The 19,245-nt window shown below is 59.8% G+C and carries 18 protein-coding genes and 3 pseudogenes; 15 read left to right on the forward strand and 6 right to left on the reverse strand.

Going from position 1 to position 19,245, the window contains the following annotated elements; all coding sequences use genetic code 11:
* Nucleotides 1-6 precede the first annotated feature (6 nt).
* From M1R55_RS23595 to M1R55_RS23640, 11 genes and pseudogenes are all read left to right on the forward strand, one after another.
* On the forward strand, nucleotides 7-690 hold the full coding sequence (locus M1R55_RS23595; protein ID WP_249395344.1) for a 6-phosphogluconolactonase: 684 nt from the start codon (nucleotides 7-9) through the stop codon (nucleotides 688-690).
* A 38-nt stretch (nucleotides 691-728) separates the two neighbouring features.
* A complete protein-coding gene (locus M1R55_RS23600; protein WP_249395345.1) occupies nucleotides 729-1,739 on the forward strand; it encodes an N-acetylglucosamine kinase in 1,011 nt (336 codons plus the stop codon).
* Between the two features lie 49 nt (nucleotides 1,740-1,788).
* Nucleotides 1,789-2,637, forward strand: coding sequence for an MOSC domain-containing protein (locus M1R55_RS23605; protein ID WP_249395346.1), 849 nt, complete (start codon nucleotides 1,789-1,791; stop codon nucleotides 2,635-2,637).
* Between the two features lie 166 nt (nucleotides 2,638-2,803).
* Nucleotides 2,804-3,148, forward strand: coding sequence for a heavy-metal-associated domain-containing protein (locus tag M1R55_RS32405; protein WP_371827282.1), 345 nt, complete (start codon nucleotides 2,804-2,806; stop codon nucleotides 3,146-3,148).
* Nucleotides 3,149-3,275: 127 nt separating this feature from the next.
* Nucleotides 3,276-3,842 carry a hypothetical protein gene (locus M1R55_RS23610; protein WP_249395347.1) on the forward strand — a complete coding sequence of 189 codons (567 nt, stop codon included), beginning with the start codon at nucleotides 3,276-3,278 and terminating at the stop codon, nucleotides 3,840-3,842.
* 472 nt (nucleotides 3,843-4,314) lie between these two features.
* Nucleotides 4,315-4,914, forward strand: a complete 600-nt coding sequence (locus M1R55_RS23615; protein WP_249395348.1) for a hypothetical protein — start codon at nucleotides 4,315-4,317, stop codon at nucleotides 4,912-4,914.
* 361 nt (nucleotides 4,915-5,275) lie between these two features.
* Nucleotides 5,276-5,662 carry a rhodanese-like domain-containing protein gene (locus M1R55_RS23620; protein WP_249395349.1) on the forward strand — a complete coding sequence of 129 codons (387 nt, stop codon included), beginning with the start codon at nucleotides 5,276-5,278 and terminating at the stop codon, nucleotides 5,660-5,662.
* 197 nt (nucleotides 5,663-5,859) lie between these two features.
* A pseudogene (locus M1R55_RS23625) lies at nucleotides 5,860-6,289 on the forward strand (IS6 family transposase); the annotation flags it as partial.
* A gap of 396 nt (nucleotides 6,290-6,685) precedes the next feature.
* Nucleotides 6,686-7,006 (forward strand): MBL fold metallo-hydrolase, encoded by a 321-nt coding sequence (locus M1R55_RS23630; protein ID WP_249395350.1) that lies wholly within the window; start codon nucleotides 6,686-6,688, stop codon nucleotides 7,004-7,006.
* Nucleotides 7,007-7,024: 18 nt separating this feature from the next.
* Nucleotides 7,025-8,193 (forward strand): IS3 family transposase gene (locus M1R55_RS23635; protein ID WP_249395351.1). Its coding sequence is split into 2 segments (ribosomal slippage): nucleotides 7,025-7,307 and nucleotides 7,307-8,193, totalling 1,170 coding nucleotides; the frame shifts between segments, so codons are not numbered across the junction.
* Nucleotides 8,194-8,220: 27 nt separating this feature from the next.
* A complete protein-coding gene (locus tag M1R55_RS23640) occupies nucleotides 8,221-8,472 on the forward strand; it encodes a hypothetical protein (protein ID WP_249395352.1) in 252 nt (83 codons plus the stop codon).
* Between the two features lie 265 nt (nucleotides 8,473-8,737).
* On the opposite strand, the pseudogene M1R55_RS23645 reads toward M1R55_RS23640, so the two are convergent.
* A pseudogene (locus M1R55_RS23645) lies at nucleotides 8,738-9,905 on the reverse strand (IS3 family transposase).
* 294 nt (nucleotides 9,906-10,199) lie between these two features.
* On the opposite strand from M1R55_RS23645, the gene M1R55_RS23650 reads away from it, so the two are divergent.
* A complete protein-coding gene (locus M1R55_RS23650) occupies nucleotides 10,200-11,102 on the forward strand; it encodes a MerR family transcriptional regulator (protein ID WP_249395353.1) in 903 nt (300 codons plus the stop codon).
* 166 nt (nucleotides 11,103-11,268) lie between these two features.
* Nucleotides 11,269-11,700 (forward strand): hypothetical protein, encoded by a 432-nt coding sequence (locus tag M1R55_RS23655; protein WP_249395354.1) that lies wholly within the window; start codon nucleotides 11,269-11,271, stop codon nucleotides 11,698-11,700.
* A gap of 161 nt (nucleotides 11,701-11,861) precedes the next feature.
* On the opposite strand, the gene M1R55_RS23660 is transcribed toward M1R55_RS23655, so the two are convergent.
* The 4 genes from M1R55_RS23660 to M1R55_RS31885 form a co-directional block, all read right to left on the reverse strand.
* On the reverse strand, nucleotides 11,862-12,422 hold the full coding sequence (locus M1R55_RS23660) for a C39 family peptidase (protein WP_249395355.1): 561 nt from the start codon (nucleotides 12,420-12,422) through the stop codon (nucleotides 11,862-11,864).
* Nucleotides 12,423-13,487: 1,065 nt separating this feature from the next.
* Nucleotides 13,488-14,306, reverse strand: a complete 819-nt coding sequence (locus tag M1R55_RS23665; RefSeq protein WP_249395356.1) for an IS3 family transposase — start codon at nucleotides 14,304-14,306, stop codon at nucleotides 13,488-13,490.
* A gap of 23 nt (nucleotides 14,307-14,329) precedes the next feature.
* Nucleotides 14,330-14,599: a transposase gene (locus M1R55_RS23670; protein WP_249395357.1), complete on the reverse strand. Its 270-nt coding sequence runs from the start codon at nucleotides 14,597-14,599 to the stop codon at nucleotides 14,330-14,332.
* A gap of 311 nt (nucleotides 14,600-14,910) precedes the next feature.
* Nucleotides 14,911-15,042: a hypothetical protein gene (locus tag M1R55_RS31885; protein WP_256566046.1), complete on the reverse strand. Its 132-nt coding sequence runs from the start codon at nucleotides 15,040-15,042 to the stop codon at nucleotides 14,911-14,913.
* Between the two features lie 172 nt (nucleotides 15,043-15,214).
* Here M1R55_RS31885 and M1R55_RS23675 point away from each other — a divergent pair, with 172 nt between their 5' ends.
* Nucleotides 15,215-16,402 carry an HD-GYP domain-containing protein gene (locus M1R55_RS23675; protein WP_249395358.1) on the forward strand — a complete coding sequence of 396 codons (1,188 nt, stop codon included), beginning with the start codon at nucleotides 15,215-15,217 and terminating at the stop codon, nucleotides 16,400-16,402.
* Here M1R55_RS23675 and M1R55_RS23680 read toward each other — a convergent pair.
* Nucleotides 16,396-16,537, reverse strand: a pseudogene (locus tag M1R55_RS23680) (IS6 family transposase); the annotation flags it as partial. The gene M1R55_RS23675 and the pseudogene M1R55_RS23680 sit on opposite strands and share 7 nt — an antisense overlap.
* 195 nt (nucleotides 16,538-16,732) lie before the next feature.
* Between M1R55_RS23680 and M1R55_RS23685 the strand changes: the two are divergent.
* Nucleotides 16,733-19,000: an ATP-binding protein gene (locus tag M1R55_RS23685; RefSeq protein WP_371827310.1), complete on the forward strand. Its 2,268-nt coding sequence runs from the start codon at nucleotides 16,733-16,735 to the stop codon at nucleotides 18,998-19,000.
* Nucleotides 19,001-19,245: the final 245 nt, after the last annotated feature.

The raw sequence follows: 19,245 nt of genomic DNA on the forward strand, positions 1-19,245 counted from the left end.
GCAGGCGTGACGCTGAAGATACAGGCAGACGCGCAGGCCCTCGCTCACGCTGCCGCCGACCTGATTTGCGCGGCAGTGCAGGCCAAACCCGACCTGAGTATTTTGGTGCCTACAGGCAATACGCCCATGCCCACCTATGCGGAGTTGGCGCGGCGGGTGGAGCGTAGAGAAACAGATTTTAGCCGCGTCACTGCCGTTCAACTCGACGAATATTTGGGTCTGACCGAAGACGATCCGCGCAGCTTATGGGGCTGGATGCAGCGTTCTTTCGTCGCGCCGCTGGGCATTACGCGCACCATTCGGCTGCATGTGCCAGGAGAATTTGACCGGGATGTAGCAGCACTGGGCGGCCTCGATCTGGCCCTCTTGGGTCTTGGCCCCAACGGACATTTGGGTTTCAACGAACCGCCCAGCCCGCCCGACGCGCCCACCCGCGCTGTTACGCTGACGCCGGACAGTCTAGAGAGCAACCGCGTGTACTGGAACGGCCTCGCGGTACCCACCGGGGCCATGACAGCGGGCATGACTCTGATTCTCTCGGCCCGCCAAACGGTGCTGCTGGTGTCGGGCGCACACAAACGTGGGATTCTGCGCCGCACGCTGGAAGGCCAGCAGACACCCGATCTGCCCGCGTCGCTGTTGCGCCGCACCGCCCTGACCGTCATCGCAGATGAGGCGGCGTGGCTGTGAGGGTTTCACCAGGGGAGCGAGGGCATGAAGGCTGCAGCATGAGCGCACCTGATTTGGTACTGGGCATCGACGCGGGCAACACCAAAACCATCGCCCTGATCGCCGATACGTCGGGCCGGGTGCGGGGCTGGGGGCGGGCGGGCAGCAGCAATATTTACGTGTCGCATTCTGGTGCGCTGGCTGCCCTAGAAGCCGCTGTAATGCAGGCCAGCCAGAGTGCGGGGGTGGAGGATATGGGGGAGGGCCGCCTAGAGCGTCAGCCCTTTCTGGCGGTCACTCTCAGCGCGGCCGGAGCCGACTGGCCCGAAGACTTTAACGTGCTGCACGACGAACTGCACCGCTGGAACTGGGCGGAGCGAGGCGAAGTGGTGAACGACGCGGTGGGAGCGCTGCGGGCCGGGTCGCTGGAGGGCGTAGGCGTGGCGGTGGTCTGCGGTACCAGTGCAGGCACCGCCGCCCGTGCTGCTGACGGCCACACTTGGCACAGTAGTTACTGGCAGGAGCCGGAAGGAGCCGAGCAATTGGCCCAACTTGCCCTGCGTGCCGTGTACCGGGCTGACCTCGGCATCGATCCGCCCACCAGTCTGACCGGGCGGGTCTTAGAACATTTTGGCTGCGCCAACGTGAACGCTTTGCTGCATTCTTTTACAGCCAGAGTGCAGCCCCCGTGCGCCCAATTGGGCCGCTTGGCCCGTGTGCTGCTGGATGAGGCCGAAGCGGGTGACCCGGCCAGCCTGCGCCTTGTGCAGCAGCATGGCGCGGCGCTGGGCGATTACGCTTTGGCCGCTGCCCACAAAGTGGGCCTGACTGGAAAATACTTGCTGACCACATCTGGCGGCGTGATGCGCCACACTTCGCCCCTGTTGCGGGAATCGCTGCTGGCCCGCGTGCGCGAACAGCATGAGCAGGTCTATTGGCAGGCCAGCCACCATGAACCCGTGTTCGGAGCGCTGCTGCTGGCGCTGGAATTGGCGGGTGGCACGGTCACTCCGGTGCTGTTTCAGCGGCTAGAAGACACCTGCCCCGACGAATCGTTGTTTTCGACTTGAGGGAATCGTCAACGCCTCCACCACCTTTCACCCTTCATAAGGACGACACATGCCCAGCCTGACTACACCCCTGACCCTCAGCGCCCTGTACATATACCCGATCAAATCGGCGGGGCGCGTTTCGCTGAACAGCGCCCAGATCGGGCCGCGTGGCCTGCACCACGACCGCCGCTGGATGGTCGTTGATGCGGCGCAGCGGCCCCTGACCCAGCGCGAATGTCCGGCCATGCGCCTGATTGAGGTGGCCTTGAATGAGAACGGGCTGGCAGTAACCGCGCCGAGGATGCCACCGCTCGCCGTGCCCTGGCAGCCGTTGGGACAGCGCACCACTGCCGATATGTGGGGCCAACAGTTGGGCGGCATATCGGTTTCGGCAGAGGCTTCGGCGTGGTTCACGGCTTACCTAAGCCAACCCTGCAACCTGATCTTTATGCCCGAACAAGAACAGCGCTGGCAACCGGAGGGCCGCCCTTACCGCTCGCAACTGGGCTTTGCCGATGGGAACCCGTTTCATCTGGTATCGGAGGTGTCGGTGGCCGATCTGAATCTGAGTTTAGGGCGTCCGGTAGACACCCATAATTTTCGGCCCAATCTGGTCGTCAGTGGGGGCAGCGCCTACCAAGAAGACTATTGGCGACTGATCCGAATTGGTGCGCTGACCTTTGAAGTGGTGGAAAGTTGCGCCCGGTGCAGCGTGCTCAATGTGACGGCGGCGGGCACTCGGTCTGCCGAGCCGCTGCGCTCTATGGCCCGGTTGCGCCGAGAAGGGCAAGCCATCATTTTTGGGCAACATTTGGTGCAGCACGCGTTCTACAGCGAACGCACCGGATTCTTGCGGGTCGGTGACGCCCTAGAAGTGGTGGAACTAGGCACGACGCGCAACCCGGTCTACGTCTGAATTCGGAAACCAGATTGGATGTGTCTGAGTTTTCGCTTCAATCTGAGCGAACTCAGCGCCTAAAGCCGTGCTGTCCCGCTTGCAGGGGAAGAGAGCAGCATCGAGATTCCCCGGCGTCTGTCGCGGCCTCTAGACACCTGAGCATTTGCTCAGACATAGTGCGGTCATGGCCATTTCCGCTTCTGCTTTCGGCGCTGCCCCCACACAGCTCGATTATTTTGTGGAAGGGATAGATTGCCCAAACTGTGTGCGGAAGATTGAAGGGGCGCTGGAGCGCACACCGGGAGCCATACATGCCGTTGCCAACCTGAGTTCGTCAATGAAATCCCCACTTTTTATGGGGCACAGCTCCGCTCCTGTCTCACAGGGCACTTGGCTCCTGCCGTGGCGTGGTGAGAATCGTTGCTGGTCATTCACGGGGCCAAAAGCTTCGGCTCATGCGGCTGGTGACAGACCTCGCGCCAAGTCTTTCGTGGGCGCACCTTTCCGCAGCGCTCGCAGCAAGCCTTAACACCTGACCCCTGCATGCCCCATGGATTTTCATAGGGCTTGAGATGGCAATTGTAAAATGTCTGGGTGGCTTCACAACCGAAGATGACCCCGCCCACCATTTCATGAACCACTTCAGGAGAATCCCAATGCCTCTCGTACTCGACCCACACGCCCCAACAGATTTTGATTTCATTATTGGCGACTGGCAGGTTGATCATCGTCGGCTGAATGCCCGCTTCTCGAATTGCACCGAGTGGACAACGTTTGATGGCCGTTCATCGACCACGAAAACTCTGGGTGGCTTTGGGAACCTTGAAGACAACATCCTTCATTTTCCGACTGGAACCGTCCGTGCCCTAGCAATGCGCTCATTCTGTGCCACCTCTGGCACCTGGTCGATTTGGTGGCTGGATGGACGTCAGCCCACCACACTTGATGTGCCTGTCACCGGAAAATTCAGCGATCATATCGGCGTCTTCTCTACTAACGATGTCCTGGATGGAGTGCCCAGGAGCATCTCCGCTGAGAACAAGCGTTCTCAACTGACCAAGGCAAACCTGGGAGACCAACTGGACGGTGGAATTCGTTCCAGTCACGCCCGAATCGTAACTCGCCTGAAGCAAATTTTGGGGATAGACGGAATGCGGGTATCGGTAAGCAGGCAGTTCGGGCACACGAAGAACCTGGGCCGAAAAGCAGTACGTTTGGCATGAACCGCACTCTGCTTGGACCATCTGCAACAGGTGCCTGTTCATGCCTGACCTGCGTCCTGGTGCAGTTTGACGACACCCAAGGCACGTGTTGAGAAACAGTTCGATGTGGACGGTTGGGGGTGTAATGATATGGGGTCAGAGGTGCGAAATATTCATATTCTGCCCGGGTAAAACTTCATCATCATCTCTGATCTAAGGCAGCTTAGGCTAGGGAAACAGGGTTCAATTTTCTGGGTAAATGTAATGTTCGCCCAACGTTCACTCCAACCTACCAAGATCTGAGGATGCCTCTGCACGGTACGCCTCAAGAATTGTACCGGTGTCAATGTACCATTGACGCTTTAACGTCGTCAATCATCAGTTGACCGGGATAGACTGTCAATGTATAATTGACATATGACGCCAAGAAGCACTTCTCATGCCTCCCTCTTCACTGCCCTCGCGACGATTCTCGCTCAGTCCAACAAAACCCATGACGACCAATGATTCCCTCCGTACTCAACTGGCTGAAGTCATCGCTGCCGCCATCCCCCAATTGGAGGAACGATTCGGTCCAGGCCAGGGAGGCCACCTTGACCTGATTCGTGTCACTCACCAAGCACGGCAAGACGTTGATGTCTTACTCCACGCCGCTGTCTCCGCTGCGCGCACTGCCGGTTACAGCTGGGAAGCCATTGGACAAGTTCTTGGTTTGAGTAAGCAAGCCGCCCAGCAGCGCTTCAGCAAAGGCGACACCGTGCCCTCTTCAGAGGAGGAGATTCGTCGCCTCACACCACTGACGGCATTCAATGAAATGGACATCTTGAATCGAGCCGGCGTGTACGGCTGGCATTCCGTTGGTTTCGGGACGCTGTACCACGACGTTCAAAAAAGCGATGAGCAATGGGAACACCGCCGTGTCCTGGCTTTCGATCCAGCCCGCTCTACGTTGGAAGGGGAGGGATGGCAACTCATCGGCACCCTCTGGTTTCCCTGGGCCTACTTGGCACGTCCGACTGGGCAGCCCGCGCTGCCCCCACCCCCTACAGAGCTTGATATCCGGTCGCTCACGAATCCACGCATCGGGCCCTAATACAGTGCCCAACTGCGCTCATCCAGCTTTGTGATAACGCCAATAAATAGAAAGAATTCCTTCTGTGAAAGTATGTCGGACAGAGAAAATACAGTCTATTTGGAGGGTGAGCATGTCCGAAACGACTGACCAAATGTTGCTGCTCCAACACCCGACCCGCGCCTACGGGTGGACCTCGTTACCCGGTATGCAGATGGCCCATTGCCCCGTACGGGGCAATGGTAGAGGGTCTGCGCTGCGTTCGCTTTCGGCGGGCTGGGGATAGGGTTAATATCGGTGCACGTCTAGGAAGCTGTGCGTTCTGCCCCCTTTCTGAAGATGGCCACATCTCCCGCCGCCCGTTTCGGGTCCAGGAGGTTCCATGATGGCAAAGACCGCCGCTCAGATGGTGCAGGACGCCAAAGGCCGGATAGAGAACCTGACCCCCCAGCAGGTCGCCGCTGAACTCGCCAGTGGAAAGGCCGTGTTGGTTGATATCCGTGAGCCGAGTGAACACGGGCAGACTGGAACGATCGCTGGTTCAATCTCGGCGCCCCGCGGCATGTTGGAATTCTGGGCTGATCCTGCGAGCCCTTACCACCGCTCTGAGTTTGATCCGCAGACCCGCGTGATTCTGCACTGCGCTTCCGGCGGTCGCTCCGCGCTGGCTGCGGACACCCTGCAACAGATGGGGTACACGAGCGTGGCGCATATGGACGGTGGAATGAAAGCTTGGGCCGAAGCAGGTCAGCCAGTCTACAAAAGCTAGAGGAAGAACGACGTCAGTGAGTCCCTGTTGATCCCAGTCCGTTTCGGAGTTAAATTATCAGACTCCGGAACGTGGTTTTCGCTGGTGCAGGGGCTGGAGTAGCCCTCAGGGAGTGAAAGCGGTACATCTTTCATGGCTCAGGGGAGGAGAATGAACGGTTGTGTTGCCTTAACGCGGTAGGGATAGGCTAACCGTCCGTGAACGACGCCAAGCCCCATCGCCACCGTTTTCCGATGCCCATCATCGGGGACACCGTTTGGCTCTACCATCGCTTTCCACTCAGCGACCGGGACGACCCAGAATTGCTCCACCAACGCGGTACCCTGGTCAGCCACGAGATGGTACTCGAGTGGTGCATCAACTTTGGATCCCTCTTTGCTCAGGAACTGCGTCACCGGGAACCCCGCCGGGGTTCCCGGTGGCATCTGATTGACTACCACGGTGGACGGAGTCAGACACTGGCTTTGGCGCGCTGTTGACGAGCAGGGCTTTGTGCAGGGCATTCTCCTTCAGCGACATCGGGACAGAGGAGCTGCGAAGACCTTCTTGAACAGGTTGCTCAAGGAATATGACGTCCCAGAAGTCATTCATACTGATCAGTTCCGCAGCTACGGAGCTGCAATACGACGGGAGCGGATGCCAAGTACTGGGCCGGCTGGCGCGAAGAAGACCTGCAGGTACAGGGGGAGTTGGTCGCACGGGTGAGCACGCCCTTACCCGACCCGTGCCCGCATCCTGGGCTGGCGAGAAGAACCACTTCGCTCTCAACTTGAGCGGGCCTTCCATGAAGTGTCACGCTTGCCCTCTGCCCAGAACCGCTTGAGCTCTTCCTGCAGAACTCGGCGCCGGCGGGCAAGGTTCTGACCAGGGTCTCGATGCGCGTGCGAAAGGTCGTCTATTCCGGCTGATGCAACGTTAGGTCAGTCATGGGAAAGTTCCTTGCTCACCTGTCTGAGATGGGTTGGTTGTCGCAGTTGTGGTGATCAGGAGCACGGTTGTGCTCGGCCGTATAGTCATCAGGAGATGAACAACACACACTTCGGTCGCGTGAGTGGCGACGTGTATGCCCTCGCAGTTTGGGATGAAGAGTGGCAGTCCTACAACAACAGCTATCTGATCCTCCGGAATCAGCAAGTCATACTGATTGACACCGGTAGAGCAGAACATTTCCATCATCTGCAAGCGGCGCTGGAGACGCTTGGGAAAGCAGCCTCTGACGTCACCATGGTGCTGGCCACCCACGGTCATGCAGACCACATCGGGAGTGTGGGCCGCTTCCCCAATGCCGTGAACGCCCTTCACCCTGATCTTGCTAGGGTTCTGTGGAGGAGGAGTTCAGTCTGACCGACAATGGAGACTGACATGACCGCCAGTAAAAACCACTACACCGCCGAGTTCAAAGAAGAAGCCGTGCGTCTGGTGATCAGCAGCCAGAAAAGCTGCGCTGAGATCGCCCGCAACTTGGGTGTTCCACCGTATTTAGTCGTACGCTGGAAACAGCATCACGAGCAACAAGGGGCGGTGGGCCGCCCCCAATTCACCGGACGCGGCGTCGCCGCGTTGAGTGAGCAGGAAGCGCGGTTCAAGAAGCTAGAACGAGAGCTGGAAATTACCCGTCAGGAACGCGATATTCTGAAAAAAGCACTGGCCTTCTTCGCCAAAGACCACTAATTTACGGGTTCATTGAGCAGCATCGGCATGAGTACAGCATTGAGCGGCTGTGCAAGACGCTCGGTGTCGGGGTCAGTGGCTATTTTGCGTGGTGGAAGGCCCAAAACTGCTATCGGGTGGAAGACGTCGCTCTGACCGAGGCCATTCGAACCATTCATCAAGTCAGTAGGGGCACCTACGGTGCCCCTCGTGTCCAAGCCGCACTCGTGGACGAGGGAAAACAGGTCAGCCGAGCACGAATTACTCGGCTGATGAAGGCAGCGGGACTGAAGGCTCGCTGCAAGCGGAAATTTCGCGTGACCACCAATTCAAAACACCCGCACCCAGTGGCCGAAAATCTACTGAATCGCGAATTTGTTGCCGAACAACCCAATCAGAAATGGGTGACGGATATTACCTATTTACCCGTGGCTGAGGGCTGGATGTACCTCGCTGTGGTGATGGATCTGTTCTCTCGCAAAATCGTGGGTTGGGCCATGCGGGCCACCCTGCAGACCGAGTTGGTCGTCGCTGCGCTGGACATGGCACAGCAGATTCGGCGTCCTGGACAAGGATTGCTCCATCATTCGGACCAGGGAATTCAATATGCGAGTCGCGAGTATCGACAAGCACTGGAGCGCCTCCAGGCGCTCCAAAGTATGAGCCGAAAGGGAGACTGCTGGGACAACGCGGCGATGGAGAGCTTCTTCGCCACCCTCAAGCTGGAACTGGAACTCGACACAGCACAAGGAAACCGCGCTGACACACGTAATCTGGTCTTTGAGTGGATTGAGGTGTTTTACAACCGCGAGCGTCGTCACTCTAGCTTGGGGTACCGCTCACCGACTCGCTTTGAGCAACACCGCGCCACACTGAACTGATCCTCCACGAAGGCATTGCAATATCACGTGCTGAAGACCTGCGATCTGAACCACGCTGACATCATTCCGCTTAACGAACTTCACAACACTTACCACTGGGACGTTGAGCTTGAACGGCCCGTGTCTCGTGCCTCCAACCTGCCCGGTAGTGCGCTGTGCCAAGTCATGCAAGACCGAGGTTTCGCCCGTGAGGGGTTCGGTCATCGGTTCTTATTCCTCCTCCCGATCGAACTCGCCCCGACCGCCCGGCCCGCCTTCGAGCGCCATGCCCAGCACTGAAAGACCCGCTGGAACAGCACGGGCGGCACCCTGAGTGCGTGGGCCACTGGATGGACTGGCAGCACACCCTCACCCGCGTCCACCGCCTGTTCGCGCCGGCTGACTTCACATGACGCGGCCTCTCAACGAGCTGTATCTGCTCTCGCTCCTGCCCGTAGACGAGCGTCATTCCCCCGGCCACAAGTTCTGCCCCAGACGGCTTTTCCATACCGCTGATCAACTACCTCAGCGGTATACCTTGATATTGCAATGCCTTCGTGGAGGATCAGTTCAGTGTGGCGCGGTGTTGCTCAAAGCGAGTCGGTGAGCGGTACCCCAAGCTAGAGTGACGACGCTCGCGGTTGTAAAACACCTCAATCCACTCAAAGACCAGATTACGTGTGTCAGCGCGGTTTCCTTGTGCTGTGTCGAGTTCCAGTTCCAGCTTGAGGGTGGCGAAGAAGCTCTCCATCGCCGCGTTGTCCCAGCAGTCTCCCTTTCGGCTCATACTTTGGAGCGCCTGGAGGCGCTCCAGTGCTTGTCGATACTCGCGACTCGCATATTGAATTCCCTGGTCCGAATGATGGAGCAATCCTTGTCCAGGACGCCGAATCTGCTGTGCCATGTCCAGCGCAGCGACGACCAACTCGGTCTGCAGGGTGGCCCGCATGGCCCAACCCACGATTTTGCGAGAGAACAGATCCATCACCACAGCGAGGTACATCCAGCCCTCAGCCACGGGTAAATAGGTAATATCCGTCACCCATTTCTGATTGGGTTGTTCGGCAACAAATTCGCGATTCAGTAGATTTTCGGCCACTGGGTGCGGGTGTTTTGAATTGGTGGTCACGCGAAATTGCTTGCAGCGAGCCTTCAGTCCGCTGCCTTCATCAGCCGAGTAATTCGTGCTCGGCTGACCTGTTTTCCCTCGTCCACGAGTGCGGCTTGGACACGAGGGGCACCGTAGGTGCCCCTACTGACTTGATGAATGGTTCGAATGGCCTCGGTCAGAGCGACGTCTTCCACCCGATAGCAGTTTTTGGGCCTTCTCCACCACGCAAAATAGCCACTGACCCCGACACCGAGCGTCTTGCACAGCCGCTCAATGCTGTACTCATGCCGATGCTGCTCAATGAACCCGTAAATTAGTGGTCTTTGGCGAAGAAGGCCAGTGCTTTTTTCAGAATATCGCGTTCCTGACGGGTAATTTCCAGCTCTCGTTCTAGCTTCTTGAACCGCGCTTCCTGCTCACTCAACGCGGCGACGCCGCGTCCGGTGAATTGGGGGCGGCCCACCGCCCCTTGTTGCTCGTGATGCTGTTTCCAGCGTACGACTAAATACGGTGGAACACCCAAGTTGCGGGCGATCTCAGCGCAGCTTTTCTGGCTGCTGATCACCAGACGCACGGCTTCTTCTTTGAACTCGGCGGTGTAGTGGTTTTTACTGGCGGTCATGTCAGTCTCCATTGTCGGTCAGACTGAACTCCTCCTCCACAGAACCCTAGCAAGATCACCTTGTGTGCTGGGTCATGAAGTGCCTCCTCAAATTGAGGCTTCACTCCATGTATGTAAAATCGACTCACCCTCACTCGGAAGCTGTCACGCGAAAGGTCTGCAAAGCTTCTTCCAGCCTCAAGCACACCGTTTCCAACAGAGTCTATTTCACTGTCAGCTTTGAGCTAAGCGTGGGGACTTGACCTTCCCCCAAGGGCAGACCGCACACTGGAGTCACCTCTGGGGGAAGGCAGCGTGACGGCACACACAGATGACCCTTCAATCAAGCCACTCGGCGATCAGCACGGGCACCTCATGACGATCGGCGCATTCTCGCGGCTCAGTCGGTTGAGTCTCAAGGCGTTACGGCTCTATGACGCGTTGGGATTGTTATTGCCGACACAAGTCGATCAGGCGAGTGGTTACCGCTTCTATACAGCAGTGCAACTGGAGCGGGCGCGCTCCATCGGTTTGCTGCGGCAATTAGAGTTGCCGTTGCCTCAAATCCAGATGCTGCTCGACGCCCCACCCGCAGGACGCGCCGTACTCCTGCAAGGTGTGTGGCAAGAACTCGAGCAGAAGCACAAACAACGCCGGACGCTAGCTGAATACCTGATCCAGCAAGCTCATCAGCAACAGGAGGCAATACAAATGACCACTTCAGACGCTCAGACCGCCCACTCTCCGTATGCCCAGGCAGTGCAGCAACGGTGGGTACCCGAACAGCAGTTCGCGACCTTGACGCGCCGAGTGTACGTCAATCAGCTGAACAACGTGATTCGACAAGGTCTAGGGCAGCTCCACGCACTGGCAGCAGCTCAGGCCACCGGGCCGAGCATCGTGATCTATCACGGCGAGGTGAATACCGACAGCGACGGTCCAATAGAAATGTGTGTGCCTTACACGGGATTGCTGACGGTCCCAGACGGGGTCACGTTGCGAACGGAACCCGCTCACCAGGAGGCGTTCGTGACGTTGACCAAGCAACAATTTGAGTTCCCCGCCATCCTGCAGGCCTATGATGCGACGGCCGCCTATGCGAGAGCTCACGGCGACTCGGGGCCATCGGCTTGCCGCGAGGTCTACCATGCCGATTGGGACGCGTCTGGCGAGAATGATTCGGTAGGTGACGTGGCTTGGCCGTTTACACCGCTCTGAAGGAGTCGTACGATCATAGCCACCCAAAGCATGATCAGGACCGGGGTCAGTCCGAGCACCGTGCGCTTGGCGACGACGCTCGCTATGACTGGAAATCCGTTCCCGAGGGCTACGGCATCCCGCGTGTGACCGGCGAACCCCTTCTCAACTACGACCAGGTGATCCGATGAACAACCGTGCCGCCTTGGCTCTGGCCACCTTGCTCCTTGGGACCGTACACGCGCAGGCCACGCCCCAAATCAACCGCACGGTCACCACCGACCCAGCCCAGATCGTGCGTCTGTTGCGCGGCGACGTGACCATGATCGGCAGTTCCTTTCCCAACGTCACGTTTCAGAGAGGCGTCCTGACGAACCTGCGATCACGCGCGATCACGAAACTCACGCTGCTGATTACTCAGGAACAATTGAAAAACATGGTTCCTTTGCGCGCCGCTGGAGCGGCGGTGTACTACCTCCCGGTGGGCGGCGTGAATATGACTGGCAACATGGCGCTCGTGGGGAGCAGCACCGTGATCGTCCAGCAAGGTGCGAGGACCTGGACGATCTACCACGCCGAGCAAATGGCTGCTCAGGTGCGGGGCAGCCTGAACACCTAACTCACGCATGCCAAAAAGTTTGAGGAGCTGATATGCGTCGATTCCTTCCCCTGCTGATCGTCCCTCTCCTGCTGTCCGCCTGCACGCAGTTGGAACTGAATCAGGCTGGAGTGCTGGGATGGTTGCGGTTGAAACTGCCTCTCTAGATCCAGGTGGCTGTTTCAGAGGCCGAGGGCTGACCGCACAGCCCCCGCCGTATTCGGGGGATACACCGGAATAAATTCGGCATGGTTCACGGTCCAGAGTTGGTCAAACAACGGGTAGGGAATAGAGATCTGAGGGCCGTAGAGAGGGTCTAAGACCCGGAAGGCTTGCCGGGTATCATCGAAGCCGGTGACCACCCTGAAATGCGGAATGCTGGAGGCTGGCCTCAGCCAGTGCAAGACGATGACCGGAACCCCCAACGCCACCAGCGCACGCAGATGGGCGCGGCGACCCCCCACAAAGCGCCGAGCCTGCAGGCCGTAGCGGGCCACGTATCGTTCGATGGCTTCAGCGGTCATGTAGCCTCTGGGCGTGGCCTTGGCAACCACAGCGACCTGCTGCTGAGACACGTGCTGGCCGTAGTATCCCAGCACGCTGGCAATAGCTTGAGGGCCGCAGTTGTTGAAGGTTTGGTAAGCAAACGGCATGGTCTGTAGCCGCATCGCTGGGGGCAGGGGCAAGACAGAGCGGGCCTGTGCGTCTGCACCGCCTGAGCTCGGCCCTAGCAATGCGGCCACAAGCACGCACCAACTCAAAAGGGACTGCCGTGAACACCAGTGGAGGTTGCGCAGTACTGGACTTGTAGCCCTCAGGCTCAGCATCACCGAGCTTAAACCCACGGAACCGGCCCCAAGCTCTTCCTGAACTTGCCAGCTGAGTTCTTCACCCTCAGCGGCACTGGGTGGCGGTGCCAGTGTAGGGGCAGTCCAACTGGGGCTGGCGCCGCGCAGTGGAACAGGGGTCTTCTGCCAACCGACTGAAAGAAGACCATCACCAGCAGGTCACCCTCTCTTTCGTCAGCACCTCGGACTGGGTAGAGCAACTTCCCGACAGGCGGAAGTGGACAGCAACTAAATCTTTGGACACCCCTTATTGTGTCAATCGACTCCCACATCCTCCTGACAGTTAGGGAATGCACAACAGGCAGACTCCGGTCTTGTCAAGTTGTACGGGCTCCGAATAAGGATGGCATCTTGGAAGGATCAACATTTCCGTTGAGTTTCAGCGCACTGCAGACGAATTCTGAACGTTCCTCGGGCTCTCGACAACCCTCCGAGAGCTCAAAGCCCGAGGGTAGATCCTTGGGATGATTCAGACCCTTTTGAAGCCCCATGACCAGGAACGCTCAACCAACACACTCGGCCGTCAGTGGGCCACGCCCATTCAGTTGCCTCTTGAGATGCGGGCGGTGCAGCTGGAGCCCCCTGAAGCGTTCGCCCCTGCTCTAAGCACGGGCCGTGTCCAGCAAGCGGTGAGGGTCAGAGCGTCCCAGACCCGTCAAGCTCAGGACAGGACACCCAGATTGTGGCCCATGATGAAGCGCTGGTTCTCCCCACGGTGCAGATGTACTCAGTGGAGGTGGATGGGAACGCGGTGCCCGAGCAAGATTTCTGGCACTTGCATCTGCACGAGTTCTCCCTCTGGCAGCGGAAGCGAGACCATGTGCTGTCCGGTCTGATTCACGCGAGTCGCCGGGCGGCCGAACCCCGGGTGCTTCAGCGTGATCAGCTCTCGCTGTCCCCAGCATCCGCCAGCCCCTGGGCTGGCCCCAATGTTTGGACGACTTCGAGTAGAGACTCGGCTCAACTACAGGGTACTGGATGCGAAGCCGATTGAGCCAGCCAGGTCGCGGCAAACTCGTCTGGCGTTTGGTAACCGAGCGAAGAATGGGGTCTGTGGGCGTTGTAAAACGCTCGCCAGCCTTCGATCAAGACACGGGCGTGCTGTGCGGAATAGAAGACCTCTTGGGTTAAGCATTCTTCTCGCAAACGGGAGTGGAAACTATCGGCAAAGCCGTTCTGCCAGGGTTTTCCCGGTTCAATGAATCGGGTGCTGACGTCTTGCACGGCCAGCCAGATGCCCAAATCACGGGCAATAAACTCCGAACCATTGTCACTGCGCAGAAAAGTTGGGGTACCCCTCTCTTTGATGACCTCGTCTAGGACGGCTTTCACGTCCATGGACGTGAACGTCTCGGCGACCCGGATGGCCAGCGATTGCCGAGTGAACTCGTCCGTGAGGGTGAGGATTTTCAGGGTCGTGCCGCCAAGGGTCTGATCGAAGATAAAGTCATACGTCCACACGTGATTGGGGTATTCCGCGGTCATGGGGAGAGGGTTGCCCGTGCGAATTTTTCGGCTAGGCTTCTTCTTGATCGCCAGTCCCGCCGCTCGCCAAATCCGTCTGACCCGTTTCCGGTTGATCGTTTTGCCTTCTTTGACCAGCAGCACGTGGATGAACCGAGAACCGCGTCGCAGATGTTGCTCGGCCAGTTGGCGGATCCGATCCAAAAGTTCACCGTCCTGACGTTGTTTGGGGCGATAGTGCCACGAGGATTTGGGTAAGCCCACCAAGAAGCAAGCCCGTTCGGGCTTGACCCGCTGCGCCATCAGGTCTCGCACCAGGGCGCGCTTCTCAGTGGCCGTTATCGCTTTTTTGCCAACACCTCTTTGACCGCCTCGATTTCGAGGCGCTGCTGGCCCACGATCCGCAACAACCGCGCATTTTCCTTTTCCAACTGACGAAGCCTCTTGGCTTCATCCGGTGTGGTGTCGCCGTACTTCTTTTTCCACGTGTAGTACGACGCCGGGCTGCATCCGAAGTCCCGACACAACTCCTCTATGGGCTGTTCGCCTTTCTTGGCCTCTTGCAGCAATTTGATGATTTGCTCTTCCGTGAACTGCTTCTGCTTCATGACGTCTCCTCGCTTTCCAGCCTGACAAATCAGGGCTGGAATGGCGAGCCTTCGTCTCTACTTCACGCCGTGGCACTCCACCCCCTGTCACCTGAGCGATACTGTATGCCCGCCTGAGCCCGCGCTGGAGCCAGCGGAAGAGTGCTTTCATGCCCAAAGAGAACATCCGGGATCAAGCTAGAGTTGGAACAGAAATTCCCGCTCAGGCTGTGCCAAAGAAGTTATCCCATGTGATGGCACCTCTTCAGCAACAGTGATCATCCCAGTTCTGGGCGCACACTGACCTGCTCACCAAACCGTCGGCAGGCCGTTCACTCACCGTCCAGTTCCACCGTTGACTCCACCGTGTCATGATGCCACTCGTCCAACCATTTCATGAGCGCGGCGTGGAACGCCGCGCCACGGTTGTCCACATACACGCGCTCGCCCGCAAGGGCGATCATTCGCCCTTGACTTCGTCGGTTCCTGGACGGCCCTGCCTCCGGTGACTGCCAGTGGCCCCGACCTCGACCCCGGCTCGCCCCTTCATCAAGCCTCCATCTGGCCGAGCCTCCATGCCGCTCAAGCAGGCGCCCTGTCAGAACCTGGAGAGAGGTCAACCGACATCATAGGCCCATGGGTCTACCGCTTTCACCGCGCATCTCTGACCTCAACTCCGGGACAGACGCCCGCACCACTGCTGCCCAGAGCGTCCTGACTCTGACCCGGGTGGCGCTCGCCGCCCCCAGCCTGCCTGAGGGCCTGACGCCTACCCTCGAGCATCTGGTCTCACACACCGCAGCTGTAGGCGCCGCCTACTTCCAGGCTGGCGATCAGCGCCGTCTGGCCTACCATGTGCGCGCCGCCACCGGCGACCTGCCGCAGACACCGGGCATGGCCGCCATCGCTGCCCACGGCCTGCCGGCGGGCCTGCCGCTGCTGCTCGCCCTGGAAGCCGGCGCACACCCGCTGTTCTTCGACGACACCGCCCGGGATGAGGCCAGCGCCGGCTTTCCGGAACTGGGCGTGTGCTCCCTGGCCGCCGCGCCGGTCTGCACCGCCGACGGCACGCTGCTGGGCGCCTTCCTGATGCACACCTTCGAGCCCCACGCCTGGACGGCGGACGAGGCGGCGCTCTTCTCCATGGTGGCCAGCACCATCGCGGCGCTCGCCGGGCGCCTGGTGGCCGAGGAGCACACCACCCAGGCCCGGGGAGCGGCGGAGGCCTTCGCCCTCGAGGCGGTGGCCGCTCGGGAGGCGGCGCTGCGGGCGCTGGGTCTGGCCCTGGAGGTGCGCGACGGCGAGACCCAGGGCCACACGGACCGGGTCTGCGCGCTGGCCCTGCGGCTCGCAGAGAGGTTCGGCCTCAAGGAGGACGCAGTGCAGGCGCTGCGCTGGGGCGCGTACCTGCATGACATCGGCAAGCTGGCCATTCCGGACGCGGTGCTGCTCAAGCCCGGTCGCCTGAATGCGCAGGAGTGGGCAATCATGCAGATGCACGTGTCCGAGGGCCACCGGCTGGCCGAGACGCTGGGTTTCCTGCCGCTCGCGGCGCTGGCAGTGATCACCCAGCACCATGAGCGCTGGGACGGGGGCGGATACCCGCGCGGGCTTCGGGAACAGGAGATCAGCCTGGGAGCGCGGATCTTCGCGGTGTGCGACGTCTTTGACGCGTTGACCAGTGAGCGGCCGTACAAGGCGGCGTGGACGCGGGAGGCGGCCCTGGCGGAACTGCAGGTCCAGGCCGGGCAACAGTTCGACCCAGGGGTGGTGCGCGCCTTCGTAGCCGTGCTGACGGCACAGAGCCTAGCGACGCCAGCCTGACCTGCCGAACGTCCGCGCTGGTGCAGCAATTCCTGCACGTCACGGTCACTCAAAGGAAAGCGGTGGTACAGCTTTGTGGGCGTGCTGGATAAGGGTCATGGGGAACCGGTGGCGGTAAGGCTTGGCGTCGGTCACGGCGGGTTAGCCTCCCTTGACCCAATTAAGGCAACACAACCGTTTCCACTCCCGTTTGAACCGCAAATCTTGCGCCGGGCTCTGCCAAGAGTTCTTTCGAGTAGGGAGCGCTAGAAAGACGGTTCTTCCCCAAAGTTCCACTGCTCTGGACAGTATCTTGGCCCAGTGTCCAGCCATTCCGCCACGCCCCCCGGGGTGCCTCTCTCTTTAAGCGAACGTTTGCAAGCCGTCACCCGAGCCTTCGCTGCGGTCCACACCCAAGAGGACTTGTTCCGGATCATCTTGACGCCTGCCCTGGAGGCCCTGAATGCCATCGCTGGAGCCATCTTGATGGTGGATGAGACGGGGACTCAACTCAAGATTGCAGCCATCCAAGGGTATGAGCAGGGGGCCCACACCCTGTGGCAAGATGGCCCACTCGACGGCAATGTCCCGGCTGGCGACGCCCTCGCACGTGAGCTGCCGCTATTCTTTGAACATCAGGGTGCCTTGCTGCGGGCCTACCCTGAACTTGAAGCCCGCACGGGTGGAATGGCGGCCGTCGCGACGGCCGTCCTGCCCATGACGCTGGATGATCAGCCTCTTGGAGCGATTATTCTTGATTTCAAGGAACCCCACCACTTTACGGTGGATGAGGAGCGCTTCCTCCTCACGCTCGCGGCCCAAAGCGCCGTTGCTCTGGGCCGTGCCCGGCTCACCCAGACCTTGGAAGCTCGGGTCATCGCACGCACCGCTGAGCTCGACGAGCAGCGTGCCGCCCTGGATGCCTTCGTGGCCTACAAGGAAGCGGTGGGCAGTGAGAGCGATGTCTTGGCCCTCGCCCGTCAAGCTGTTGGGGTGGTGCACGCCAACCTGAATTATGTGAGTGCGGCGTACTACGAACTGGAGGACGGGCTCTGGAAAGCTCGGGTCTGGTCGGACGACCTGCGGCCCGAGGTCGCGGCTGAGATTCAGGCAGGGGTTCCTCAAGACGCCCCCGACTTCAGCGAGGCCGCGCGCTCAGGCGCGGCCGTCTTCGTTGATGGGTGGGACGCCGAAGCCAACGCGGTGCCGAGCGCCGCGGCGTACGGGGCAGTCGCCTTCCTCCCGCTGGTCGTCAACGGTGAAACCCGGAGCCTCTTTGTGGTGGGCACCCGCGAGGCCCGGGTCTGGAGTCAGCGTGAACAGGCCCTCGTCCGCGCAGTGGCGCGCGGATTGAACATTACGTTGGAACGCACAGAGGTGACGCGCCAACTGAAAGCGCAAAACGCAGAACTTGAGGCACGCACCCGGGCCCTCGAGGGGTTTGCGGAGCTCACTCAAGATTTGGTCATGCGGGGCGATCCTTATGAAGTCGTGCGGCGAGCGCAGGAAGTCACCCTGTCACTCCTGACCTCCGGCTACGCGCTGTATTACGAGCGTGACGGGGCGCACTGGCGCAACCGGGTTCAGGTCGGTGATGTCGGCAACGCTGACCTGCAGACCTTCATTGACGCGGGGCCGCTCGTTGGCGTCACGCCCAGTGTAGATATCCCCTGGACGACTCAGCAGCCGTACTACCAGGATGATTATGTGCGTGGGAGTGATACCCCCGCGGCCATGGTGCAGCACGTCACGACGGCCGCGTCCTTGCCCGTGTCCCGGGGCAGTGAGGTCGTGGGGGTCTTCATTGCGGTGCTGTTTGACGCTCGGCGCTGGACACCCACCGACAAAGTGGTGCTGGAAACGGTGGTGAGGAGCTTGGGCCTTGCCTTAGAACGGGCCGAGCAGGCAGGTGAGCTGCAGCAACGGACGCGACAACTTGAGCGCAGCAACGCGGAACTCGAACAGTTTGCCTATATCGCTTCACACGACCTGCAAGCCCCGATTCGAGCGGTCACGAGCTTTGCAGGCCTTCTTGACCGCAAGTACGGGGGGGCACTGGACGACCGAGGTCTGGTGTACCTCCGGCAGATTGTTGACGGCGGGGAGCACATGAAACGGCTGGTCGACGATCTGCTGACCTTCTCCCGCGTGCACACTGAGCAGCGGGAAGGGGGGCCAGTGGAGGTCGGTGGCATCGTTGACTCTGTCATCCAACGCCTGCGACCGGACCTACGGGACGCCCACCTCAACCGGACGGCGCTTCCAGTGGTGAAGGCGGATGCCCGGCAAGTGGATCAACTGTTCCAGAACCTGATTTCCAATGGGCTCAAGTACCGCCGCGACGGGGTCACGCCGCAGGTACAAGTGTCTGCCGAGCAGGACGGTTTGATGTGGCGTTTTGCAGTGTCAGACAACGGCATCGGGATTGAAGCTCAATATTTCGAGCGGATCTTCGTGATCTTCCAACGGTTGCATGGACGGGACACGTATGAGGGGACCGGGATTGGGCTCGCGGTGTGCAAGAAGATCGTGGAACGCCATGGGGGGCAGCTGTGGCTGGAGAGCACCCCAGGAGAAGGCAGTACCTTTTTCTTCACCCTTCCAGCCGTGGAGTGCTAGAGGAACAGGAGGCATTGGGCCGAGGTTTGTCAAGAGCCTGCTGCGGTGTGCGGACGATAAGCTTGAGGCGCCATGCAAAAGGGAAGGGATATGCGGGGAACAGCGGAGGCTCAAGCTACCGTTTAAGACCAGGATGGTTTCGGCCGGCAGATATTTCGCCCAGGACGCAATTGCCCACTTCACCAAGAGTTTTCCGCTCTGGCGGGAGCGCCGGATCAACCGAATCACCTGGAGACACGGAGCGT

This window comes from Deinococcus sp. QL22, from assembly GCF_023370075.1.
GTDB lineage: Bacteria > Deinococcota > Deinococci > Deinococcales > Deinococcaceae > Deinococcus.

Coding starts and splice junctions, on each gene's coding strand:
- M1R55_RS23620 (WP_249395349.1), top strand. CDS start 5,276: ATGATGGCAAAGACCGCCGCTCAGATGGTGCAGGACGCCAAAGGCCGG.
- M1R55_RS23675 (WP_249395358.1), top strand. CDS start 15,215: ATGGGTCTACCGCTTTCACCGCGCATCTCTGACCTCAACTCCGGGACA.
- M1R55_RS23630 (WP_249395350.1), top strand. CDS start 6,686: ATGAACAACACACACTTCGGTCGCGTGAGTGGCGACGTGTATGCCCTC.
- M1R55_RS23600 (WP_249395345.1), top strand. CDS start 729: ATGAGCGCACCTGATTTGGTACTGGGCATCGACGCGGGCAACACCAAA.
- M1R55_RS32405 (WP_371827282.1), top strand. CDS start 2,804: ATGGCCATTTCCGCTTCTGCTTTCGGCGCTGCCCCCACACAGCTCGAT.
- M1R55_RS23610 (WP_249395347.1), top strand. CDS start 3,276: ATGCCTCTCGTACTCGACCCACACGCCCCAACAGATTTTGATTTCATT.
- M1R55_RS31885 (WP_256566046.1), bottom strand. CDS start 15,042: ATGATCGCCCTTGCGGGCGAGCGCGTGTATGTGGACAACCGTGGCGCG.
- M1R55_RS23605 (WP_249395346.1), top strand. CDS start 1,789: ATGCCCAGCCTGACTACACCCCTGACCCTCAGCGCCCTGTACATATAC.
- M1R55_RS23615 (WP_249395348.1), top strand. CDS start 4,315: ATGACGACCAATGATTCCCTCCGTACTCAACTGGCTGAAGTCATCGCT.
- M1R55_RS23670 (WP_249395357.1), bottom strand. CDS start 14,599: ATGAAGCAGAAGCAGTTCACGGAAGAGCAAATCATCAAATTGCTGCAA.
- M1R55_RS23655 (WP_249395354.1), top strand. CDS start 11,269: ATGAACAACCGTGCCGCCTTGGCTCTGGCCACCTTGCTCCTTGGGACC.